Origin of the sequence: Kitasatospora sp. NPDC059462, from assembly GCF_042749955.1 — a bacterium.
Classification (GTDB): domain Bacteria; phylum Actinomycetota; class Actinomycetes; order Streptomycetales; family Streptomycetaceae; genus Kitasatospora.
In genome coordinates this window covers 1-19701 of record NZ_JBHYUU010000008.1, presented here as the reverse complement: position 1 = coordinate 19701, position 19701 = coordinate 1, and the positions used below count along the sequence as shown (strand labels likewise).

Here is a 19701-nt window from a genome sequence, read left to right as displayed (position 1 = left end):
GGGGGCGCGGGGGGGGGGGGGGGGGCGTCCGCGGCCTTTTACCCCCCCGAGCCTCCTCCCCCCCCCGCGCTCGCGGCGCGCGCGCGCGCCGCCCCCCCACCGCTCCTCTTTCCGCCAGTGATGCCAAGGGGAGGAACCATGGCCTTCGGGGGCTTCAGCAGCTCCGCAACGGGCACACCACGCCCGTTGGGTGCGACACGGCTGCATCCGCAGTCGAGCGTGTGGCTGGACGGCATGACGCCGACCCAGCTCTACGTCCAGGAGAGCGGCCCGTCCCTCCGACTCTTTGTCCTCGGGCTGAGCGGTGCGCGGCCGACCGACCTGAAGGCGTTGGCCGCGGGGCCCCTGCCGGCCGATCTGGCGTGGCGCTGGCCGGGGGCCTATGCGGTGGTCAGCGAGACCGAGCGCGAGACCGTGATTTTCACCGACCCGGCCGCCGCTCAGCCGGTCTACGTCACCCGGTTCGGTTCGGGGTGGGCCTGGTCGTCGTCGGCACGGCTCCTGGCGGGACTCAGAAGGGCCCCAGTCGACACGCAGCGGCTCGTTACAGCGGTGTTCACGCCCCTGCTCCCTCTCCTCGTTGCGAACCGGTCCTACTTCACCGGGGTCGAGCAGTTGCCGCCGGGGGCCCGTATCCGACTCGCTCCGTGTGCCGCACCCCAGATCACGAATCTCTGGCTGCCTCAGCCGGACGTTGCCCCCGACCCGAGCGAGCGCCTTCGGGTCGAGCTGGAGAAGGCTGTGGGTCTGGGCCTGGGCGACAGCCCGTTCAGCACTGACCTGTCGGGCGGGCTGGACTCATCGTCGGTCACTCTCCTGGCGGCCCGCCGAGCACCCGACGACATGCACGTCACCGCCGTGACGGTCCACCCGGACGGGGATGAGTCGGGGGCCGACCTCCGGTTCGCTCGGCTCGTGGCGGACTCCATGCCCGGCAGGATCGAGCATCACCTCCTGCCGACGAAACACGAGCACCTGCCCTACACCGGGATCACTGACGTACCCGCCGCAGATGAGCCAGCCCCGTCCACCATGGCCTGGGCCGGGCTGCTCCGGCAGTTGGAGTGGATGGCCGAGAACTTCGAAACCAGGCTCCATCTAACCGGCGACGGCGGAGACAGCGTCTGCTCGCAGCCGCCGGTCCACATCGCCGATCTCGTTCGACACCGGCAGATCCGGGCCGCTTTCGACCAAGCTGCGGGCTGGGCACGGCTCCGGCATCTGCCTCTCTCGAACATCCTCCGGCAAGCGGTCGCCTCGGCCCGTCTCTCCCGGTCCGAGGCACTGGACCGACTCGCCGCGCACATCAGTCAGGGCTCGTCTTCGGCGGCCGGCACTGTCCACTGGTTCCCGCCCGTAACGCTCCCGGCGTGGGCAGGGGTCGAGACCCTTCCATTAGTACGGGGTGAGGTGGAGCGGGTGGCCGCCGCCCCGGACCCGCTCAGGGGTCTCGATGCCGGGGTCCGTACGGTCATGGACGAGGTGCGTGAGGTGGCCCGGACGGCGCAGGCGGATGCCGCGCTGGCCGAGGGCGTCGGTATCCACCTTCGGAACCCGTTCCTGGACGCCAGCGTGGTCAACGCCGTTCTGCGTGTTCCACTCGAAGCCCGGCCGCCGGTGTATGCCTACAAGCCGCATCTGGTGCGGGCGATGGGCTCTCTACTGCCGGGGCCTCTCGCCGCTCGCAGTACCAAGGGCTCGTTCAACGCCGACTTCTACACCGGCCGACGGGAGAACCTGAATGCCCTGCTCGGCCTGGCGGACGGGTTCCTCGCCGCCCTCGGCCTGGTCGAGCCCCGGGCTCTTCGTCGCGCGCTGAAGCAGGCCGCGATGGGCTTGCCCGTGCCGATGGGGATTCTGGACCGGACACTCGCTGTCGAGGCGTGGCTTCAGTCGCTGGACCGCGCGCCGGAGCCGCGCTGGGTTGAGGCACACGAGGGGGAAGGCCGTGGCTGACTCGCCTCCATTCGTGACCATGCCTGGGCACGTCCGCGGCGTGGACTTCGGGCATGCCGTCGTCCTGGTGAACTACCACAACGGTCAGGTAAGCGCCCTCCCCGCGTCGGCCGGCGCGGCTCTCTGCCAGACGGCCAGGTTCGGCAGCGCCCGGCACCTCCCGGAGAAGCTTTTGACCTCGCTGTTGGGCGGGGGGCTGCTGGTAGCGACCAACCGGCCCCGCCCGTGGCGAGCCGTCCGTGAGGCGAAGGCACCGACGGCAAGCTGGGGCGGCGACGAGTTCCGTGCTGGTCTGAGCCCGCTCCCCCCGGTTCCGCGTACCCGGACGCTGGCGGCGGCTGCCGCCCTTGCTGCGGTCCACGCCGTGAAGACCGCAGGCCCCGAGCATGAGGCGATGGGTCGAGTTCTCAAGCTGGTTCACTCCGCCAGCAAGGGACGGAGAAGGCCGGCGACCGTCAGCCAAGCCGAACAGGCCGTCCATGCCGCCCGCAGCGCGGGCTGGTACTCGCCCGGACGGACCAACTGCTTGGAGGAGTCGGCCGCCGCGATGCTGCTGCTCCAGCTGACCGGTAGGGCTGCGGTTTGGCGCCATGGAGTCGCACCCGACCCGATACGGTTGCACGCCTGGATCGAGACCGTTGACGGGACTCCCGTCGCGGAGCCCACCTCAACTGGCCTGTTCACAGCGATTCTTAGCATCCCCGGAGCACACCATGTCCGTTGAAGAGATCATCTGGCTGTCCGCTGGCACCTGCGGGCTCGGCCCCCTCCGATCCGACCTGGCAGAGCAGTACTGGCGCTGGGAGGAAGACCCGAGTTCACTAATCGGCTTTGGCCGTCCAGTTCCCGAGTCGTTGCCGAGCCGCACCCAGGGCCTTCAGCAGCAGCTCGCGGGCCGGAACATCCGGTTCACGGTCTACGACCTCACCGACCCCGAGAACCCCGTGCCCGCCGGCATGACCACTCTCCAGCCCGACACCTACACCCGCGCCGCTGAATACATCCTCGTCATCGCGCCCGAAGCACGGGGCCAGGGCCTCGCCACCTCGGCGACCCGGCTGACGCTGGACTTCGGGTTCCACGTTGCCAACCTGCGGTCCGTCTGGCTCAAGGTGCTCGCCCCCAACAAGGCGGCCGTCCACGTCTACGAGACGGCTGGCTTCCAACACGTCGGTGCCATGCGCCAGGCCGGGTACTGGCACGGCGCGGTCTGCGACGAGCTGATCATGGACGCCCTGGCGGCGGATTTCTCGGGCCCGAGCGTCTTCGGACCCGCGAGCTGACCGGCGCGTCCGCGACCACACCGCACCCCCGCCGCTCACCCCCTCGCGGCGGGCTGGCCCCCGTCTTGTGACTGCCCCCGCAGCCGCAGGCCGGGGGCTTGTCGTTCGTCCCGGCGAAGCCCTGCGAAGGGAAGTCGATCACCGGCTAGGCTCCCCCACATGGCGCAAACGAAGCAGCGGGGCCTGATTGGACTTGAAGTCGAGATAGCTCACGACGGGCTCGGAGCACAGCAGGTGGTCTACCTGGCACCGGGAGACCTGGCCGAGGCCGAGGTGACCATGGCCCGTCTGCGCGATTTCTCCACCGCAGTTCGGCGGGAGGCAGCGGCTGGAACCGGCCACGACGCAGCTCGCGAGACAGGTACGTAGCCGTCTAGCTCAAGACGTTTCCGCAGGTCGGGAACAAGGTGGAGGGGTGTACCGTTACCCCAGGACGCCGGACTGGACACCTACGACGCCAACACCGCGCTCGGGCTGCCGGAGGACGGGCGCGACTACACCGCCGCCGCGCAGATGCTCGGGGCACTCGGCGTCGGCGGCATCGAGCTGCTGAGCAACAACCCCGACAAGGCCGCCCAGCTGGCCGCGCTCGGCGTCACGGTGGAGCGCCGGGTGCCGACCGGTGTGCACGTGTCGGAGAGCAACGTCCGCTACCTGCGGGCCAAGGCGGAGCGGACCGGGCACTCGATCGAGCTGTCCCGGCTGGTGGGCTGAGCGGCCGGGCGCCCGTCACGGCCGCCGGGCGTTCAGCCGGCGAGCGGACGGCCGCGCGGCTCCTCGGCGATCCGGCGGGCGATCTCGGACGGGCGCACCGGGCGTCCGAAGTGCCAGCCCTGCGCCCAGTCGCAGCCGATGACGCGCAGCCGCTCGGCGTCCCGTCCGGTCTCCACGCCCTCGGCGGTGACGGTCAGTCCGAGGGCGTGCGCCATCGACACCAGGCCGCTGACGATCCGCCAGCCGGTCCCCTCGTCCTTGGCCGGGTCGTGCAGGTCGCCGACGAAGGAGCCGGCGATCTTCAGCCCGGAGACCGGCAGGTCCCGCAGGTAGGCGAGGTTGGACCAGCCGGTGCCGAAGTCGTCCACGGCGAGCGAGACGCCGAGGCCGACCAGCCCGTGCAGGGTGCGCAGCGCCTCGTCCTCCGGGCCGACCACGGTGGACTCGGTGATCTCCAGCTGGAGCCGGGACGGGTCGAGGCCGGTGGTGTCGAGGATCCGGCCGAGGTCGCCGACCAGGGCGGCGCTGCGGGCCTGCCGCACCGCCAGGTTCACGTTGAGCTGGGGCGCGGCGTCGCCGAACCGCTTGATCCAGTCGGCGGCCTGGCCGCAGGCCTGCTCCAGCACCCAGCGGCCGAGCGGCATGATCAGCCCGGTCTCCTCGGCGGTGGTGACGAACTCGTCCGGGCCGAGCACCCCGAGCTGCGGGTGGCGCCAGCGCACCAGCGCCTCGACGGCGGCGAGCCGGCCGTCGGCGAGCGCGTAGAGCGGCTGGTAGTCGATGAAGAACTCGCCGCGGTCGAGGGCGGCGGGCATCCGCACCGAGACGGCGTAGCGGGAGACGGCGCGGGCGTTCTCCTTGGGGTCGAAGAGCGTCCAGCGGCCCCGGCCGGCCTCCTTGGCGCGGTAGAGCGTGAGGTCGGCGGCGCGGACGGCGGCGCCGGGGGTGGTGGTGGACACGCGCCGTTCCAGGACGCCGACGCTGGCACCGACGGCGAGCTTGTGGTCGCCGATCAGCACCGGCCCGGCGAGCGCCTTCAGCACGGTCTTGGCGGCGGCGACCGCCTCCTGCTCGCCGCGGCTGTTCTCCAGCAGGACGACGAACTCGTCGCCGCCGAGCCGGGCGACCAGGTGCCCGAGCGGGCCGAGCGCGGCCTTCAGCCGGGCGGCGACGGCGCACAGCAGCTGGTCGCCGGTGTCGTGGCCGAGGCTGTCGTTGACCACCTTGAAGCCGTCGAGGTCGACGTAGCAGAGGCCGAACCGGGCGCCCGGGTCCGGGTCCTCGAAGAGCTTCTCCAGCCGTTCGAAGAACGCGGCCCGGTTGGGCAGGCCGGTCAGCGGGTCGTGGGTGGCCTGGTGGCGCAGCCGCTCCTGGAGCCGGTAGCGGTCGGTGACGTCCTCCAGCATGGCGACCTGGTACTGCGGCAGGCCGTCGTCGTCGCGGATCAGCGAGACCGTCAGATGGGTCCAGACGATCTCGCCGTCCTGCCGGTAGTACGGCTTGTCGAACTGGAAGTACTCGCGCTTGCCGCTGATCAGCTCCTCGTAGGCCTCCCAGACGCCGTCGGTGTCCTCGGGGTGGACGAGGTCGCCGACCCGGCGGCCGATCATGTCGTCGGGGCCGGCGCCGAAGAGGTCCTGGAGGGCCTTGTTGGCGGCGAGGATGTTGCCGTCGGTGTCGCCGATGCCGATGCCGATGGCGGCGCTCTCGAACAGGGCGCGGAAGCGGGCCTCGGAGGCGCGCAGCGCCCGCTCGGCCTCCTTGCGGGCGAGGTCGGCGGCGGTGCGGATGGCCTCCTGCTCGCGCAGGGTGCGCTCGCGCAGCGCGGCCGCCCAGCCGGCCGCGAAGGCGCCGCTCAGGGCGGGGCCGCGGCCGTCGGCGGCGCGGTGGCGCTGGAGCAGTTCGACCGCCCGGGCGAGCACCACCGGGTCGGTGAACTGGGCCTCGACCAGTTCGGCCCCGGCGGCGGCGGCCAGCTGCGGTTCGAAGGGGTGGTCGAGCTGGGCGCGGTGGAGCAGCCCGGCGGTGCGCGAGACGAGCCGGCCGAGCAGCCCGGGGTGGACCGCCGTGCCGTGGTCACCGGAGAGCAGCCGCGCCCAGTCCTCGTGGAACCGTTCGGCGCCGCTGCTCGGTTCCGGCGCCTCCGTCACGAACGGAACCCCACGCCCGCCACCCCGGTCATCCGCTCGGGGTGCTCGCCGACCGTCTCGGGCTGGTCGGGCCGCCACTGCGGCAGGTAGACGACACCGGGCTCGACCAGCTCGAAGCCCTCGAACATCGCGGTGATCTGCTCGTGGGTGCGCATGGTCAGCGGGGTGGGCGTCATCCGGTAGAGCCGCTGGTGGTCCTCGGCCTGGTCGGGGCGGCCCTCCAGGGAGGCGTGGGAGAGGACCAGGGCGCTGCCCGGCGGGAGGGCGTCGCGGATCACCGCGATCAGCTTCCACGGGTCCTCGGCGTCCTGGACGAAGTGCATGACGGCGACCAGCAGCACGGCCACCGGCTCGCCGGCGGCGAGCAGGGCGGTCACCTCCGGGCGGGACATGAGGTCCTCGACGTCCCGGACGTCGGCCTGGACGACGGAGCTGCCCGGGTCGTCCTCCAGCAGCAGGCGGCTGTGCGCGACGGCGACCGGGTCGCGGTCCACGTAGACGACCTGCGCCTCGGGGCGGATGGCGCGGGCGATCTCGTGGACGGCGCCGAAGCTGGGGATGCCGGAGCCGATGTCCAGGAAGCGGCCGATGCCGCGCTCGGCGGTGAACTGGACGGCGCGGCGCAGGAAGGCCCGGTTGGAGCGCATGATCTGCGGCAGTTCCGGCCACAGCGCGATGGCCTTGCGGGCCATCTCCCGGTCGACCTCGAAGTTGTGCGAGCCCCCGAGGTAGTAGTCGTAGACGCGTGCGGCGTTCGGTTTGTCCAGGTCCGTGCCCTCCGGTACCCAGTTCGGTCGCCGCATCCTCGGGACTCCTTCGCTCCGGTTCCGGTCGCTCAGCCACCGGATGTGGCAGCTGTGACTGATGAGACTACAAGCACAAAAGATCCTCCCTTGCACGCCGAACGCATGCAAGCGGAGTGCACCCTTCCCGCGGGCGCCGCACCGGGCACCCCGCGGCCCGCCGCTACAGTGCCCCCGTGGACCCCAACCACTACCGGTTCCACGGGGTGTGGCGGCTGGCCGCACCGCCGGGGGAGGTGTTCGAGGCGCTCGCCGACGTGGCCGGCTACCCGTGCTGGTGGCCGGAGGTCCGCGCCGTCCGGCGGACCGGTCCCGACCGCGGCGAGGTGCTGGTCCGGGCGCTGCTCCCCTACCGGCTCGTCATCGGGCTCACCGCCGTGCGGCGCGACCCCGGCGCCGGGGTGCTGGAGGCCGCCATGCACGGGGACCTCACCGGCTGGTCGCGCTGGACGGTCACCGCGGACGGGGCGGGCGGGGCGCTGGCGCTGTTCGAGGAGGACACCCGCCCGGCCAGGCCGCTGCTGCGCCGCCTCGCGCTGCCCGCCCGCCCGCTGTTCCGGGCCAACCACGCGGTGATGATGCGGCGCGGCCGGCGCGGCCTCGCGGCGCACCTGGCCGGGCGGGCCTGACCGGATCCCGCCCGGTGCGGCACGCGGTGCGCGGTGGGGCGGTGCGCGATGGGCGGTGCACGGGGTGCTCGCCGTCCGGGCGGCCGGATCCGTGCGCTCCGGCGGCCGGATCCCGCCCCCGGCCGGCCCCGTTCACCCGTCCGCACCGTTCCCGCCTGCGACGACCGGCCTTCACCGGATGTTTGCGCGGCGGCTCCGCATGGTCCGGGGCAGACTGGGCAGGGTAGTCCGGGCCGCACCCGTGTCCCGAGGATGGTGAGAGTCCGGTGATACCCCTTCGACCGCCCAACCCGACCGACCGGCAGAGCCCGCAGCCGCAAGCCGACGCGGTGAGCCCGCTCACCGAATCGGCCGCGCGCAGCCACATGGCGGGCGTCTGCTTCAAGATCGGCCCGCCCCGGCTGGTCGGCGTCGAGGTCGAGTCGTTCGTCCACGACGAACGATGTCCCGACAGCCCGGTCCCCCCGGAGCGGCTGCACGCCGCACTGGACGCACTACCGCTCGGCGGCCCCGACGGGACCTCGCTCCCCTCCGGCTCCCGCCTCACCCTGGAACCCGGCGGACAGGTCGAGCTCAGCTCCCCGCCCGCCGACAGCCTCACCGCCTGCGTCGCCGACACCCGGCGCGACCTCGGAGCCCTGCGGGCCGCCTTCGCCGCCCAGGGCCTGCGCCTGATCGGCACCGGCACCGACCCGCTGGCCCGCCCCCGCACGATGGTGCTGGACCATCCGCGCTACCTCGCGATGGAGCGCCACTTCGACGCGGCCGGCCCCTGGGGCCGGATCATGATGACCGGCACCGCCTCCCTCCAGGTCTGCCTGGACGCCGGGGCGGAGGACGGCCCGCACGCGCTGGACCGCCGCTGGCTGCTCGCCCACCGGCTCGGCCCGGTGCTGGTCGCCGCCTTCGCCAACTCCCCCCTGCTGGACGGCCGCCCCACCGGGCACCGCTCCACCCGGCAGACCGTGTGGTCCCGGATGGACCCCAGCCGCACGCTCGCCCCGGCGCCCGACCACGGCGACCCCCGCGAGGCCTGGGCCGACTACGTGCTGGACGCCGAGGTGCTCTGCGTGCGCCGCCACGACGGCCTGCCCTGGACCGCGCCCGCCGGGCTGACCTTCGGCGACTGGCTGCGCGGCGGCGGCGAGCGCCCGCCCACCCTGGCCGACCTCGACTACCACCGCACCACCCTGTTCCCGCCGGTGCGCCCGCACGGCCACCTGGAACTGCGGATGATCGACGCCCAGCCGGGCGACGGCTGGGTGGTGCCGACCGCCCTGGTCACCGCGCTGCTGGACGACCCGCTCGCCGCCGACGCCGCGCTCGCCGCCCTGGAACCGCTGCAGCCGCCCCGGGACGACGACCCCCGCCCGCCGCGCAGCGAGCTCTGGCGCCGGGCCGCCGCCCTGGCCACCGCCGACCCCGGACTGCGCCGCGCCGCCCTCGCCTGCTTCGCCGCCGCCGACGCCGCGCTGGGCCGGCTGCCCGGCGCCGAACGGCTGCGCGCCACCGTCGCCGCCTACGCCGAGCGCTACCCCGCGCGCGGCCGCTGCCCGGCCGACGACCAGCTGGACGCCCTGCGCGCCGGCACCCGACGCACTCCCCCGGAGGAGGCCGCACCATGATCGACGACGCCCGCCAGGCCGGGGGCACTCCCCCGTCGAACCGCTCCACGCCGGACGCCCCGGCCCCCGCCGCCCCGGCGCCGCAGGCGCTGACCCCGGAGGCGCTGCGCGAGACGATCGCCGTCGAGCTGCTGGCCGCCCGCGCGCGCACCGCCGCGCTCACCGACTGCGTCGAGGACCACGACCTCACCGCCCAGCACTCCCCGCTGATGTCCCCGCTGGTCTGGGACCTCGCGCACATCGGCAACCAGGAGGAGCTCTGGCTGCTGCGCAACGTCGGCGGCCGCGACCCGATGCATCCGGAGATCGACCCGCTCTACGACGCCTTCGAGCACCCCCGCGCCGAGCGGCCGAGCCTGCCGCTGCTGCCGCCCGCCGAGGCGCGCGCGTACGCGGGCGAGGTCCGCGGCCGGGTGCTCGACCTGCTCGCCGCCAGCCCGCTGGAGGGCCCGCCGCTGCTGACCGCCGGGTTCGCCTTCGGCATGATCGCCCAGCACGAGCAGCAGCACGACGAGACCATGCTGATCACCCATCAGCTCCGCAAGGGCGAACCGGCGCTGGCCGCTCCCCCGCCGCCGCCCGCCCCGGCGGACGCCGCCACGCTGCCTGCCGAGGTGCTGATCCCGGCCGGCCCGTTCACCATGGGCACCGACACCGAGCCGTGGGCGCTGGACAACGAGCGCCCCGCCCACCGCGTCGACCTGCCCGCCTACCGGCTGGACACCACCCCGGTCACCAACGCCGCCTATCTGCGCTTCATCGCGGACGGCGGCTACGACGAGCCGCACTGGTGGACGCCCGAGGGCTGGGCGCACCGCAGGAACGCCGGGCTGACCGCACCGCTGTACTGGCAGCACGTGGACGGCCAGTGGCTGCGCCGCCGCTTCGGCGTGCTGGAGCCGGTGCCGCTCGACGAGCCGGTGCTGCACGTCAGCTGGTACGAGGCGGACGCCTACGCCCGCTGGGCCGGGCGGCGGCTGCCCACCGAGGCCGAGTGGGAGAAGGCCGCCCGGCACGACCCGGCCACCGGCCGCTCCCGGCGCTACCCGTGGGGCGACGGCGCGCCCGGGCCCGAGCACGCCAACCTCGGCCAGCGGCACCTGCGCCCGGCCCCGGCCGGCAGCTACCCCGAGGGCCGCTCCCCGTACGGGGTACGGCAGTTGATGGGCGATGTCTGGGAGTGGACGGCCAGCGACTTCCGCCCCTACCCGGGCTTCCGGGCCTGGCCGTACCGGGAGTACTCGGAGGTGTTCTTCGGGCCGGAGCACAAGGTGCTGCGCGGCGGCTGCTTCGCGGTGGCGCCGGTCGCCTGCCGGGGCACCTTCCGCAACTGGGACTACCCGGTGCGCCGGCAGATCTTCGCCGGGTTCCGCACCGCCGCCGACGTCGACGACGGTGGCGGCAGCGGGCGCGGGACCGTCGCGGAGGCCGGCTGATGTGCCGCCACCTCGGCTACCTGGGCGAGCCGGTGGCCCCCCGGACGCTGCTGGTCGAACCGGCGTCCGGGCTCTACCGGCAGTCCTGGGCCCCGCGCCTGCAGCAGTACGGCACGGTCAACGCGGACGGCTTCGGCCTCGGCTGGTACGCGGACGGCGACGAGGTACCGGCCCGCTACCGCCGGGCCGGGCCGGTCTGGGCGGACGCCTCGTTCGCCGATCTCGCCCGGGTCCTGCGCACCCGGGCGCTGCTGGCGGCGGTCCGCTCGGCCACCGAGGGCTGCGCGGCGGGCGAGGAGGCGGCCGCGCCGTTCGCCGCCGGGCGCTGGCTGTTCAGCCACAACGGGGCACTGGCCGGCTGGCCGGAGCGGACCGGCGCGCTCGCCGCGCTGCTGCCGCCGCAGGAACTGCTGACCCTGGAGTCGCGCACCGACTCGGCCCTGCTGTGGGCGCTCGCGCTGCACCGGCTGCGCGCGGGCGCCGGGCTCGGCGAGGCGCTGGCCGACACCGTCGCGGAGACGGTCGCGCACACCACCGGACGGATCAACCTGCTGCTCACCGACGGCCGGGAGATGGCCGCCACCACCTGGGGCGACACCCTGCACCACCGGACGGTGCCCGGCCTCGGCGTGCTGGTCGCCTCCGAGCCCTCCGACGACCATCCCGACTGGACGGTCGTACCGGACCGGTCGCTGCTGCTGGCCGGCCCGGACGGGGTGACCGTCAAGCCGCTCTGACGCGGCGGCCCGCGGCCCACCGCGGATTCACATCTTTCACTTCCTGAACAGAGGACCCACCTGTCATGAGCACCTTCGATCTCACCCGGCGGCTGCCCGCCGACCACTTCAGCACCGCGCTGCGGCACGACGTCGAGACCGGGCTGACCGCCGACCCCAAGACGCTGCCGCCCAAGTGGTTCTACGACGCGCGGGGCAGCGAGCTGTTCGAGGAGATCACCCGGCTGCCGGAGTACTACCCGACCCGGGCCGAGCGGGCCATCCTCACCGCCCGGGCCGGCGAGATCGCCGCCGCCACCCGCGCCCGCACCCTGGTGGAGCTGGGCTCCGGCTCCTCCGAGAAGACCCGGCTGCTGCTGGACGCGCTGCGCGGCCTCGGCACGCTGGAGTCGTACGTGCCGGTGGACGTCAGCGAGAGCGCGCTGACCGCGGCCGGCGAGGCGCTGGCCACCGAGTACCCGGGCCTCGCGGTGCACGGCGTGCTGGCCGACTTCACCGCCGGGCTCGCCCTGCCGCCGGCCGCCGGCCCGCGCCTGGTCGCCTTCCTCGGCGGCACCCTCGGCAACCTGCTGCCGCCCGAGCGGGCCGGCTTCCTGCGCGCCCTGCGCGAGGCGCTCGACCCGGGCGACTTCCTGCTGCTCGGCACCGACCTGGTGAAGGACCCGGCGGTGCTGGTCGCCGCCTACGACGACGCGGCCGGGGTGACCGCGGAGTTCAACCGGAACGTGCTCAACGTGCTGAACCGCGAGCTGTCCGCCGACTTCGACCCGGAGACCTTCGCGCACGTGGCGCTCTGGGACCCGGCGCAGGAGTGGATCGAGATGCGGCTGCGCTCGCTGGTCACGCAGACCGTGAAGATCCCGGCGCTGGACCTGCCGGTGCACTTCGCCGAGGGCGAGGAGCTGCGCACGGAGGTGTCGGCGAAGTTCCGCCGGGAGCGGGTCGCCGAGGAGCTGTCGGCGGCCGGGCTGCGGCTGACGGCCTGGTGGACGGACGACGAGGGCCGGTTCGGGCTCTCCCTGGCCCGGCCCGGCGAGACGGCTGTGTGACCGTTCACCTCACTCATGACGAAAGGGATCCACGGGGCGTCCCGTCAGGATCCCGAAGGGTCTGCCGCACCACGTGCGACGGAGCGTCACTGACGGCGGAGCGACCCGCGCCGAGCCGTCGGCCCCGCACCCTAGCGCCAAAGCGCCGGGGGCGGGGCCGAATCGTTCACTCCCTGCGGTCGACCGCGCACCTCCGGTATCCCTGTCGGGCAGGAGGGATGTCCTTGATCTTCGACCGGCTTCGCACCCGCGGCACGGGCGGCACCCGCAGGCCCGCCGCCGCCTGCCCCTACTCGCACGCCCACGTCCACGGCCACCTGGTGCCGGAGGAACCCCCGGCGCCCGCCCCCGAGCAGCCCGGCACCGGCCCGCAGCAGTTCACCGACCCCCGGCAGGCCGCCGGTTTCATCCGGCAGTTCCACACCGAGCACCCCGCCGCCGGCGATCCCGAGCCCCGGATACGCGCCGTGCTCGACGAGATCGACCGCACCGGCACCTACGAGCACACCCCCGCCGAACTCGCCCACGGCGCCAAGCTCGCCTGGCGCAACGCCGCCCGCTGCATCGGCCGGCTGTACTGGCGCAGCTTGGTGGTGCGCGACCTGCGCCACCTCTCCTCCGCCGACGACATCGCCGGCGAGTGCTTCGAGCACCTGCGCACCGCCACCAACGGCGGCCGGATCCGCCCGGTGGTCTCGGTGTTCGCGCCCGACCGGCCCGGCCGTCCGGCCGCCCGGATCCTCAACCAGCAGCTGGTGCGCTACGCCGGCCACCCCGGCCCGGACGGCCGGTGGATCGGCGACCCGGCGGGCGGACAGCTCGCCGCCCGGGCCCGGGACCTCGGCTGGAAGGGCGGCGAGGAGCGGTTCGAGGTGCTGCCGCTGCTGGTCCAGGAACGGCCCGGCGAACGGCCCGCCTGGTACGGGCTGCCCGAGGACACCACGCTGGAGGTCCGGCTCTCCCACCCCGCGCACCCGTGGTTCGCCGAGCTCGGCCTGCGCTGGTACGCGGTCCCGGCGATCAGCGACATGACCCTGGAGATCGGTGGCGTGCACTACCCCACCGCGCCGTTCAACGGCTGGTACATGGGCACCGAGATCGGCGCCCGCAACCTGGCGGACGCCGACCGCTACGACATGCTCGCCACCGTCGCCGGCCGGCTCGGCCTGGACACCTCCAGCGAGCGCACGCTCTGGCGGGACCGGGCCCTGGTCGAGCTGAACGTCGCGGTGCTGCACTCCTTCGAGGAGGCCGGGGTCACCATGGCCGACCACCACACCGAGTCCGGGCGGTTCCTGCGGCACATCGCGCAGGAGAAGCGGGCCGGGCGGCCGACGCCCGCCGACTGGAGCTGGATCGTGCCACCGGTCTCCGGCGGGCTGACCCCCGTCTACCACCGGTACTACGACCCGGTGGACCCCTCGCTGCGCCCGGCGTTCGTGGCCCGCGAGCCCTGGTGATCCCGCTGTTCCAGCCTCTCGAAGCGCAGCACCAGCCCGTCGAGGAGCGCCTCCAGCCCCGTCTCGAAGGCGCCCTCGTCGACGGCCGCCCGGTGCTCGGCGAGCCGGTGGGCCTCGCCGAGGTGCGGGTAGTCGGCCGCGTCGTACACCCCGGCGTCCTCCGGGAACCCGGCCGCGAACGAGGCCAGCGCCGAGCCGGTGACGAAGTACCGCATCAGCGCGCCGATCCTGGTCGCCTGCCCGCGCGGCCAGCCGGCGTCGACCAGGTGGCCGAAGACGGCGTCGGCCAGCCGCAGCGCGTTCGGCCGGCGCCCGGGGCCCTGGGCGAGCACCGGGACGATGTTCGGGTGGGCGGCGAGCGCGGCCCGGTAGGAGCGGGCCCAGTCGCGCAGCGCCTGCGGCCAGGGCGTGCCGGCCGCGAACATCGACAGGTCGACCTCGCCCATCACCCCGTCCACCACCGCGTCCAGCAACGCGTCCTTGGTGGCGAAGTGGTTGTAGAGGGACGGCCCGCTCACCGAGAGCTCGGCGGCCAGCCGGCGGGTGGAGAGCGCGGTCAGCCCCTCCTCGTCGACCAGCCGGAGCGCGGCGGCGACGATGCGCTCGCGGTTGAGCAGGGGGGTGCGCGGGCGGGGCATCGGGCGCGGCTCCTCCGGTCGGGTGGGGGTGTGGAGCGATTCTGGCAGGTGCCCCTTCCCAGCGCGGCCGGTCGGAGCTACAGTCCCCTCGTAAAACTTGCAGCGCTAGTTTACCTGGGGGCGCCCGATGGACCTGGCACTCTCCGCGGAACAGGCCGCCGTCCGCGAGCTCGCGGCCGCCTTCACCGACCGCGAGATCGTGCCGCACGCCGCCGCGTGGGACCGCGCCGAGTCGATCGACCGTGCGATCGTCCGCAAGCTGGGCGAGGTCGGCTTCCTCGGCCTGACCGTTCCCGAGGAGTACGGCGGCAGCGGCGGCGACCACCTCGCGTACTGCCTGGTCCTGGAGGAGCTGGGCAGGGGCGACTCCGCCGTGCGCGGCATCGTCTCGGTCTCGCTCGGCCTGGTCGCCAAGTCCGTCAACGCCTTCGGCACCGAGGAGCAGAAGCGGCACTGGCTGCCCCGGCTCACCTCCGGCGAGGCGCTCGGCTGCTTCGCCCTCACCGAACCCGGCACCGGCTCCGACGCCGCCAACCTCACCACCCGGGCCGTGCGGGACGGCGACACCTGGCTGCTCAGCGGCGGCAAGACCTTCATCACCAACGGCACCTGGGCCGACGTCGCCCTCGTCTTCGCCCGCACCGGCGGACCGGGCCACCGGGGCATCACCGCCTTCCTGGTGCCCACCGGCCTGCCCGGCTTCACCCGCACCGAGATCCGCGGCAAACTCGGCCTGCGAGGCCAGGCCACCGCCGAGCTCGTCCTCGACGGCGTCCGGGTGCCCGACGACGCCCGGCTCGGCGAGGTCGGCAAGGGCTTCACCGTCGCCATGGCCGCGCTCGCCAAGGGCCGGATGTCGGTTGCCGCCGGCTGCGTCGGCATCGCCCGGGCCTGCCTGGACGCCGCCGTCCGCTACGCCGGGGAGCGCGAGCAGTTCGGCGCGCCGATCGCCTCGCACCAGCTGGTGCAGCAGCTGCTCGCCGGCATCGCCGTGGACGTCGAGGCGGCCCGGCTGCTCACCTGGAAGGTCGCCGACCACATCGAGCGCGGCCTGCCGTTCGCCACCGAGTCCTCCGTCGCCAAGCTGTTCGCGAGCGAGGCGGCGGTGCGGGCCGCCAACAACGCCCTCCAGGTGTTCGGCGGCTACGGCTTCATCGACGAGTACCCCGTCGGCAAGTACCTGCGCGACGCGCGGGTGATGACCCTCTACGAGGGCACCAGCCAGATCCACCAGCTGCTCATCGGGCGCGCGCTCACCGGCGTCAACGCCTTCTGACCCACCGTCCCCCTTCACCACGAGGAGCCCGACGTCGTGCGTCCTGTCTACTTCGCCGCCGCCCGCCGCACACCCATCGGCCGGCTGCGCGGAGCGCTCGCCACGGTCCGCCCCGACGACCTCTCGGCCACCGTGCTGCGCGCCCTGCTCGCCGGACTGCCCACCCTCGACCCGGCCCGGATCGACGACGTCTACTGGGGCGCCGCCAACCAGGCCGGCGAGGACAACCGCAACGCCGCCCGGATGGCCGTCCTGCTCGCCGGACTCCCCGACAGCGTCCCCGGCGCGACCGTCAACCGGCTCTGCGCCTCCGGCCTGGAGGCGGTCACCATGGCCGCCCGGGCGATCGGCTCCGGCGAGGCGGACGTCGTGCTGGCCGGTGGCTGCGAGTCGATGACCCGCGCCCCCTTCGTCCTCCCCCGCCCCGACGAGGCGCTGCCGCACCGGATCGAGACCCACGACACCCGGCTCGGCTGGCGGCTCACCCACCCCCGGATGGCCGAGCTGCACGGCGTGCTCTCCATGGGCGAGACCGCCGAGGAGGTGGCCGACCGCTACGGCATCACCCGCGAGCAGCAGGACGCCTTCGCGCTGCGCAGCCACCAGCGGGCCGCCGCCGCCCGCAAGGACGGCCACTTCGACGCCGAGCTGATCCCGGTCGAGCGGGCCGACGGGGTGAGCGTCACCGCGGACGAGTCGATCCGCGAGGACACCAGCCTGGAGAAGCTGGCCCGCCTCAAGCCCGCCTTCCGCCCCGGCGGCACGGTGACGGCGGGCAACGCCTCGCCGATGAACGACGGCGCGGCCGGGCTCGTCCTGGTCAGCGAGGAGGCGCTGAACGAGTTCGGCCTGCAGCCGCTCGGCCGGTACGTGGCCGGCGCCTCGGCGGGCGTGCACCCGGACGTCATGGGCATCGGGCCGGTGCCGGCCACCCGCAAGGCGCTCGCCCGGGCCGGCTGGTCGCTGGACCGGATCGAGGAGGCCGAGCTGAACGAGGCCTTCGCCGCCCAGGTGCTGGCCTCCGTCGACCAGCTGGGGATCGACCCGGAGCTGGTCAACCCGGCCGGCGGCGCGATCGCGCTCGGCCACCCGCTCGGCGGGTCCGGCGCCCGGATCCTCACCACCCTGCTGCACCGGATGCGCCGCACCGGCGGGCGCCGGGGCCTGGCCACCATGTGCGTGGGCGTCGGCCAGGGCACGGCGGTGCTGGTGGAGTCCGCCTGACGGGCCCGGCCGGCCCCGTCCGTTTTCCCACTCAGGTGTCGAAGGACTTGACGAAGGAGCAGCAGTGACCCGATTCGCGGGCAAGGTCGCCGTCGTGACCGGCGGGGCGCAGGGCATCGGCGCGGCGACCGCGCGCCGGCTGGCCGAGGAGGGCGCGGCGGTGGCCGTGGTCGACCTCTCGGCCGAGCGGGCCGCCGGAACGGCCGAGGAGATCACCGCCAAGGGCGGCACGGCCCGGGCGTACGGCTGCGACGTGGCCGACTACGACGCCGTGGAGGAGGTGTTCGCGCGGATCGCCGAGGACCTCGGCGGCCTCCACATCCTGGTCAACAACGCCGGGATCACCCGGGACAACCTGTTCTTCAAGATGCCGAAGGCCGACTGGGACGCGGTGCTGACGGTCAATCTGACCAGCGCGTACAACTGCAGCCACGTGGCGCAGACGTACATGGTGGCGCAGAAGTGGGGCAAGATCGTCTCGCTCAGCTCGCGCTCGGCGCTCGGCAACCGCGGCCAGGCGAACTACGCCGCCGCCAAGGCCGGGATCCAGGGCCTGACGGCGACCCTCGCCATCGAGCTCGGCCCGTTCAACATCAATGTGAACGCGGTCGCCCCCGGCTACATCGCCACCGCGATGACGGCCGCGACGGCCGCCCGGGTCGGCGCCACGGCCGAGGACCACCAGGGCGAGGTGGCCGCCCGCACGCCGCTGCGGCGGGTCGGGCAGCCGGAGGAGATCGCCTCGGTGGTCGCCTTCCTGGCGAGCGAGGACGCCTCGTACGTCAGCGGCCAGACGCTGTACGTCAACGGCGGGGCGCGTTGAGGTGTCGGCACGTTGACGTGTTGACGCGTTGACATGTTGACGCGTTGACATGTTGACGCGTTCAGATTTCCTGACGGTCGGTCAGCGGGCCGTCCCAGGTGGTGGGTTACCTTCACCTGGGACGGCCTTGACCTTTTTCGGTGGCCGGAGACGACCATGCCGACAGCATGAAATGACTATGGCATGATCATGCGGCACTCGATGGGATGGCCGGACCGCCCCGTCCGATCCCGGCCGGGCCCAGCGTCCCTAGGAGTCCCATGGGCAGCCCTCGCACCCTCCGCCGCGCCCTGGCCCTGCTCGCCGTCGCGGCCACCGCCCTCGCGGCCGGCACCGTCTCCACCGGCACCGCCTCCGGTGGAACCACCGCCGCGGGCACCGGCACCGGCGCCGCGCCGAGCGCCGCCGGCGTCCACGTCAGGCCCGCCTCGGCCGGCCGGGTGAGCGCCGTCGGCCGCACGGCGCCCCTGTCCACCTCGCAGTGCCTGGCCGAACTCGGCCTGCACTGCTACTCCCCGCTCCAGTACCGCGAGGCCTACAACCTCAACGCCCTCTACCGGGAGGGCGTCACCGGCAAGGGCCGCACCATCGTCATCGTCGACTCCTTCGGCTCCCCCACCATCCAGCACGACCTGGAGGTCTTCGACCGGCAGTGGGGCCTGCCGGACACCCAGGTCGAGGTGGTCAAGTGGGGCGACGTCCCGCCGTTCGACCCCACCAACCCCGATCACACCGGCTGGGCCGGCGAGGCCACCCTCGACGTCGAGTACGCCCACGCCATCGCGCCGGACGCCCACATCATCCTGGTCGAGACCGGGGTCGCCGAGACCGAGGGCACCACCGGCCTGCCCGAGATGATGGACGCCGAGCGGGCCCTCATCCGCTCCGGCCGGGCCGACGTCATCTCCCAGAGCTTCGGCGCCACCGAGAACACCTTCCCCGGCTTCGACAAGGGCGACTTCCGCTCGCTGACCGACCTGCGCTACGCCTTCAAGGAGGCCGCCGCGCACGACGTCACCGTGCTCGCCTCCTCCGGCGACGCCGGCGCCACCGACTACCAGGAGAACGGCACCGACCTCTACCCGTACCGGGTCAACTCCTGGCCGTCCTCGGACCCGCTGGTCACCTCGATCGGCGGCACCCAGCTCACCCTGGACGACGCCGGGAAGCGCACCGCGCCCGACAAGGTCTGGCACGACGCCTACGGCGCGGGCGGCGGCGGGGTCTCCGGCGTCTTCGCGCGGCCGCCGTACCAGACGGGCGTCGCCCAGGTCACCGGCAACCACCGCGGCACCCCCGACATCAGCATGAGCGCGGCCGTGGACGGCGGCGCGTGGACGTACGAGTCCTACGACCCCGCCCGGGCGGGCTGGCACCTCACCGGCGGCACCAGCGAGGCGGCCCCGGTCTTCTCCGGCGTGGTCGCCCTCGCCGACCAGCTCGCCGGCCGCCGCCTCGGCCAGCTCAACTGGCGCCTCTACGGCCTCGACCTGCTTCCCGGGCAGTGGAGCGGCCTGGTCGACGTGACCACCGGCGACAACTCGTGGGACAGCGTCACCGGCTACCAGGCCACCAAGGGCTACGACCTCGCCGCCGGCCTCGGTACCATCGACGCCCACCGCTTCGCCCACGCCCTCGCGGGCCGCTGAAGCCGGTCACGGAAGGGGCCGGCCCCGGGCGGCTCGGAGGCCGGCTGGTTGCGACCTGCGGGTTCCATGGTCCGGGCGAGCGGCGGGCCTGACGGATGACCCGGGCTCCGTCGTCACCCTCGAATAGCCCTGGACCGCCCGCCAAGCCCGCCACTTCAGACCCGGAACCACCCCCCCGACCACAAACCCCACAGCTGCCACCGCATACCCCCACAGCCGCGGGGGGGGTGGGTGGGGTGGGCGGGCAGG

The 19701-nt window shown here is 73.9% G+C and carries 17 protein-coding genes and 1 pseudogene; 15 read left to right on the top strand and 3 right to left on the bottom strand.

Annotated features, from left to right (window positions below; genetic code table 11):
• Positions 1-138 precede the first annotated feature (138 nt).
• From ACFXAM_RS03960 to ACFXAM_RS03940, 5 genes and pseudogenes are all read left to right on the top strand, one after another.
• Positions 139-1956 (top strand): albusnodin/ikarugamycin family macrolactam cyclase, encoded by a 1818-nt coding sequence (locus ACFXAM_RS03960; protein WP_380287417.1) that lies wholly within the window; start codon positions 139-141, stop codon positions 1954-1956.
• Between the two features lie 19 nt (positions 1957-1975).
• A complete protein-coding gene (locus tag ACFXAM_RS03955) occupies positions 1976-2680 on the top strand; it encodes a lasso peptide biosynthesis B2 protein (RefSeq protein ID WP_380287416.1) in 705 nt (234 codons plus the stop codon).
• A complete protein-coding gene (locus ACFXAM_RS03950; protein WP_380287415.1) occupies positions 2670-3239 on the top strand; it encodes a GNAT family N-acetyltransferase in 570 nt (189 codons plus the stop codon). Before ACFXAM_RS03955 ends, ACFXAM_RS03950 begins: the two co-directional genes overlap by 11 nt.
• A 159-nt stretch (positions 3240-3398) precedes the next feature.
• A complete protein-coding gene (locus ACFXAM_RS03945) occupies positions 3399-3608 on the top strand; it encodes a hypothetical protein (RefSeq protein WP_380287414.1) in 210 nt (69 codons plus the stop codon).
• Between the two features lie 60 nt (positions 3609-3668).
• A pseudogene (locus ACFXAM_RS03940) lies at positions 3669-3953 on the top strand (GTP cyclohydrolase); the annotation flags it as partial.
• A gap of 32 nt (positions 3954-3985) precedes the next feature.
• Here the strand turns inward: ACFXAM_RS03940 and ACFXAM_RS03935 are convergent.
• Both ACFXAM_RS03935 and ACFXAM_RS03930 read right to left on the bottom strand, forming a co-directional pair.
• Complete coding sequence (locus tag ACFXAM_RS03935) at positions 3986-6103, bottom strand: putative bifunctional diguanylate cyclase/phosphodiesterase (protein ID WP_380287413.1); 2118 nt, start codon at positions 6101-6103, stop codon at positions 3986-3988.
• Positions 6100-6906 carry an SAM-dependent methyltransferase gene (locus ACFXAM_RS03930; RefSeq protein ID WP_380287412.1) on the bottom strand — a complete coding sequence of 269 codons (807 nt, stop codon included), beginning with the start codon at positions 6904-6906 and terminating at the stop codon, positions 6100-6102. The genes ACFXAM_RS03935 and ACFXAM_RS03930 overlap by 4 nt, the downstream gene beginning before the upstream one ends.
• A gap of 176 nt (positions 6907-7082) precedes the next feature.
• On the opposite strand from ACFXAM_RS03930, the gene ACFXAM_RS03925 reads away from it, so the two are divergent.
• The 6 genes from ACFXAM_RS03925 to ACFXAM_RS03900 all read left to right on the top strand — a co-directional run bounded on the left by ACFXAM_RS03925 (position 7083) and on the right by ACFXAM_RS03900 (position 13842).
• Positions 7083-7535: an SRPBCC family protein gene (locus ACFXAM_RS03925; protein ID WP_380287411.1), complete on the top strand. Its 453-nt coding sequence runs from the start codon at positions 7083-7085 to the stop codon at positions 7533-7535.
• Between the two features lie 266 nt (positions 7536-7801).
• Positions 7802-9160, top strand: a complete 1359-nt coding sequence (egtA, locus tag ACFXAM_RS03920; protein ID WP_380287410.1) for an ergothioneine biosynthesis glutamate--cysteine ligase EgtA — start codon at positions 7802-7804, stop codon at positions 9158-9160.
• A complete protein-coding gene (egtB, locus tag ACFXAM_RS03915; RefSeq protein WP_380287409.1) occupies positions 9157-10596 on the top strand; it encodes an ergothioneine biosynthesis protein EgtB in 1440 nt (479 codons plus the stop codon). Before egtA ends, egtB begins: the two co-directional genes overlap by 4 nt.
• Positions 10596-11333 carry an ergothioneine biosynthesis protein EgtC gene (gene egtC / locus ACFXAM_RS03910; RefSeq protein WP_380287408.1) on the top strand — a complete coding sequence of 246 codons (738 nt, stop codon included), beginning with the start codon at positions 10596-10598 and terminating at the stop codon, positions 11331-11333. The genes egtB and egtC overlap by 1 nt, the downstream gene beginning before the upstream one ends.
• A 65-nt stretch (positions 11334-11398) precedes the next feature.
• Complete coding sequence (gene egtD / locus ACFXAM_RS03905; protein WP_380287407.1) at positions 11399-12382, top strand: L-histidine N(alpha)-methyltransferase; 984 nt, start codon at positions 11399-11401, stop codon at positions 12380-12382.
• A gap of 218 nt (positions 12383-12600) precedes the next feature.
• Complete coding sequence (locus ACFXAM_RS03900; protein ID WP_380287406.1) at positions 12601-13842, top strand: nitric oxide synthase oxygenase; 1242 nt, start codon at positions 12601-12603, stop codon at positions 13840-13842.
• On the opposite strand, the gene ACFXAM_RS03895 is transcribed toward ACFXAM_RS03900, so the two are convergent.
• Complete coding sequence (locus tag ACFXAM_RS03895; RefSeq protein WP_380287405.1) at positions 13785-14480, bottom strand: TetR/AcrR family transcriptional regulator C-terminal domain-containing protein; 696 nt, start codon at positions 14478-14480, stop codon at positions 13785-13787. The two genes, ACFXAM_RS03900 and ACFXAM_RS03895, sit on opposite strands and share 58 nt — an antisense overlap.
• Before the next feature lie 127 nt (positions 14481-14607).
• Here ACFXAM_RS03895 and ACFXAM_RS03890 point away from each other — a divergent pair, with 127 nt between their 5' ends.
• From ACFXAM_RS03890 to ACFXAM_RS03875, 4 genes are all read left to right on the top strand, one after another.
• Entirely contained in the window at positions 14608-15756 is a 1149-nt protein-coding gene (locus tag ACFXAM_RS03890; RefSeq protein WP_380287404.1) for an acyl-CoA dehydrogenase family protein, read from the top strand.
• A gap of 36 nt (positions 15757-15792) precedes the next feature.
• Positions 15793-16980 (top strand): thiolase family protein, encoded by a 1188-nt coding sequence (locus tag ACFXAM_RS03885; protein ID WP_380287403.1) that lies wholly within the window; start codon positions 15793-15795, stop codon positions 16978-16980.
• 64 nt (positions 16981-17044) lie between these two features.
• A complete protein-coding gene (gene fabG, locus ACFXAM_RS03880) occupies positions 17045-17803 on the top strand; it encodes a 3-oxoacyl-ACP reductase FabG (protein ID WP_380287402.1) in 759 nt (252 codons plus the stop codon).
• Positions 17804-18063: 260 nt separating this feature from the next.
• Positions 18064-19452 carry a S8 family serine peptidase gene (locus ACFXAM_RS03875; RefSeq protein ID WP_380287401.1) on the top strand — a complete coding sequence of 463 codons (1389 nt, stop codon included), beginning with the start codon at positions 18064-18066 and terminating at the stop codon, positions 19450-19452.
• Positions 19453-19701: the final 249 nt, after the last annotated feature.

Bases quoted from the DNA above. Each gene is read 5' to 3' on its own strand.
- egtD (WP_380287407.1), top strand. From the start codon at position 11,399: ATGAGCACCTTCGATCTCACCCGGCGGCTGCCCGCCGACCACTTCAGC.
- ACFXAM_RS03890 (WP_380287404.1), top strand. From the start codon at position 14,608: ATGGACCTGGCACTCTCCGCGGAACAGGCCGCCGTCCGCGAGCTCGCG.
- ACFXAM_RS03955 (WP_380287416.1), top strand. From the start codon at position 1,976: ATGCCTGGGCACGTCCGCGGCGTGGACTTCGGGCATGCCGTCGTCCTG.
- egtB (WP_380287409.1), top strand. From the start codon at position 9,157: ATGATCGACGACGCCCGCCAGGCCGGGGGCACTCCCCCGTCGAACCGC.
- ACFXAM_RS03960 (WP_380287417.1), top strand. From the start codon at position 139: ATGGCCTTCGGGGGCTTCAGCAGCTCCGCAACGGGCACACCACGCCCG.
- ACFXAM_RS03945 (WP_380287414.1), top strand. From the start codon at position 3,399: ATGGCGCAAACGAAGCAGCGGGGCCTGATTGGACTTGAAGTCGAGATA.
- ACFXAM_RS03875 (WP_380287401.1), top strand. From the start codon at position 18,064: ATGGGCAGCCCTCGCACCCTCCGCCGCGCCCTGGCCCTGCTCGCCGTC.
- ACFXAM_RS03895 (WP_380287405.1), bottom strand. From the start codon at position 14,480: ATGCCCCGCCCGCGCACCCCCCTGCTCAACCGCGAGCGCATCGTCGCC.
- ACFXAM_RS03900 (WP_380287406.1), top strand. From the start codon at position 12,601: ATGTCCTTGATCTTCGACCGGCTTCGCACCCGCGGCACGGGCGGCACC.
- egtC (WP_380287408.1), top strand. From the start codon at position 10,596: ATGTGCCGCCACCTCGGCTACCTGGGCGAGCCGGTGGCCCCCCGGACG.
- ACFXAM_RS03950 (WP_380287415.1), top strand. From the start codon at position 2,670: ATGTCCGTTGAAGAGATCATCTGGCTGTCCGCTGGCACCTGCGGGCTC.
- ACFXAM_RS03930 (WP_380287412.1), bottom strand. From the start codon at position 6,906: ATGCGGCGACCGAACTGGGTACCGGAGGGCACGGACCTGGACAAACCG.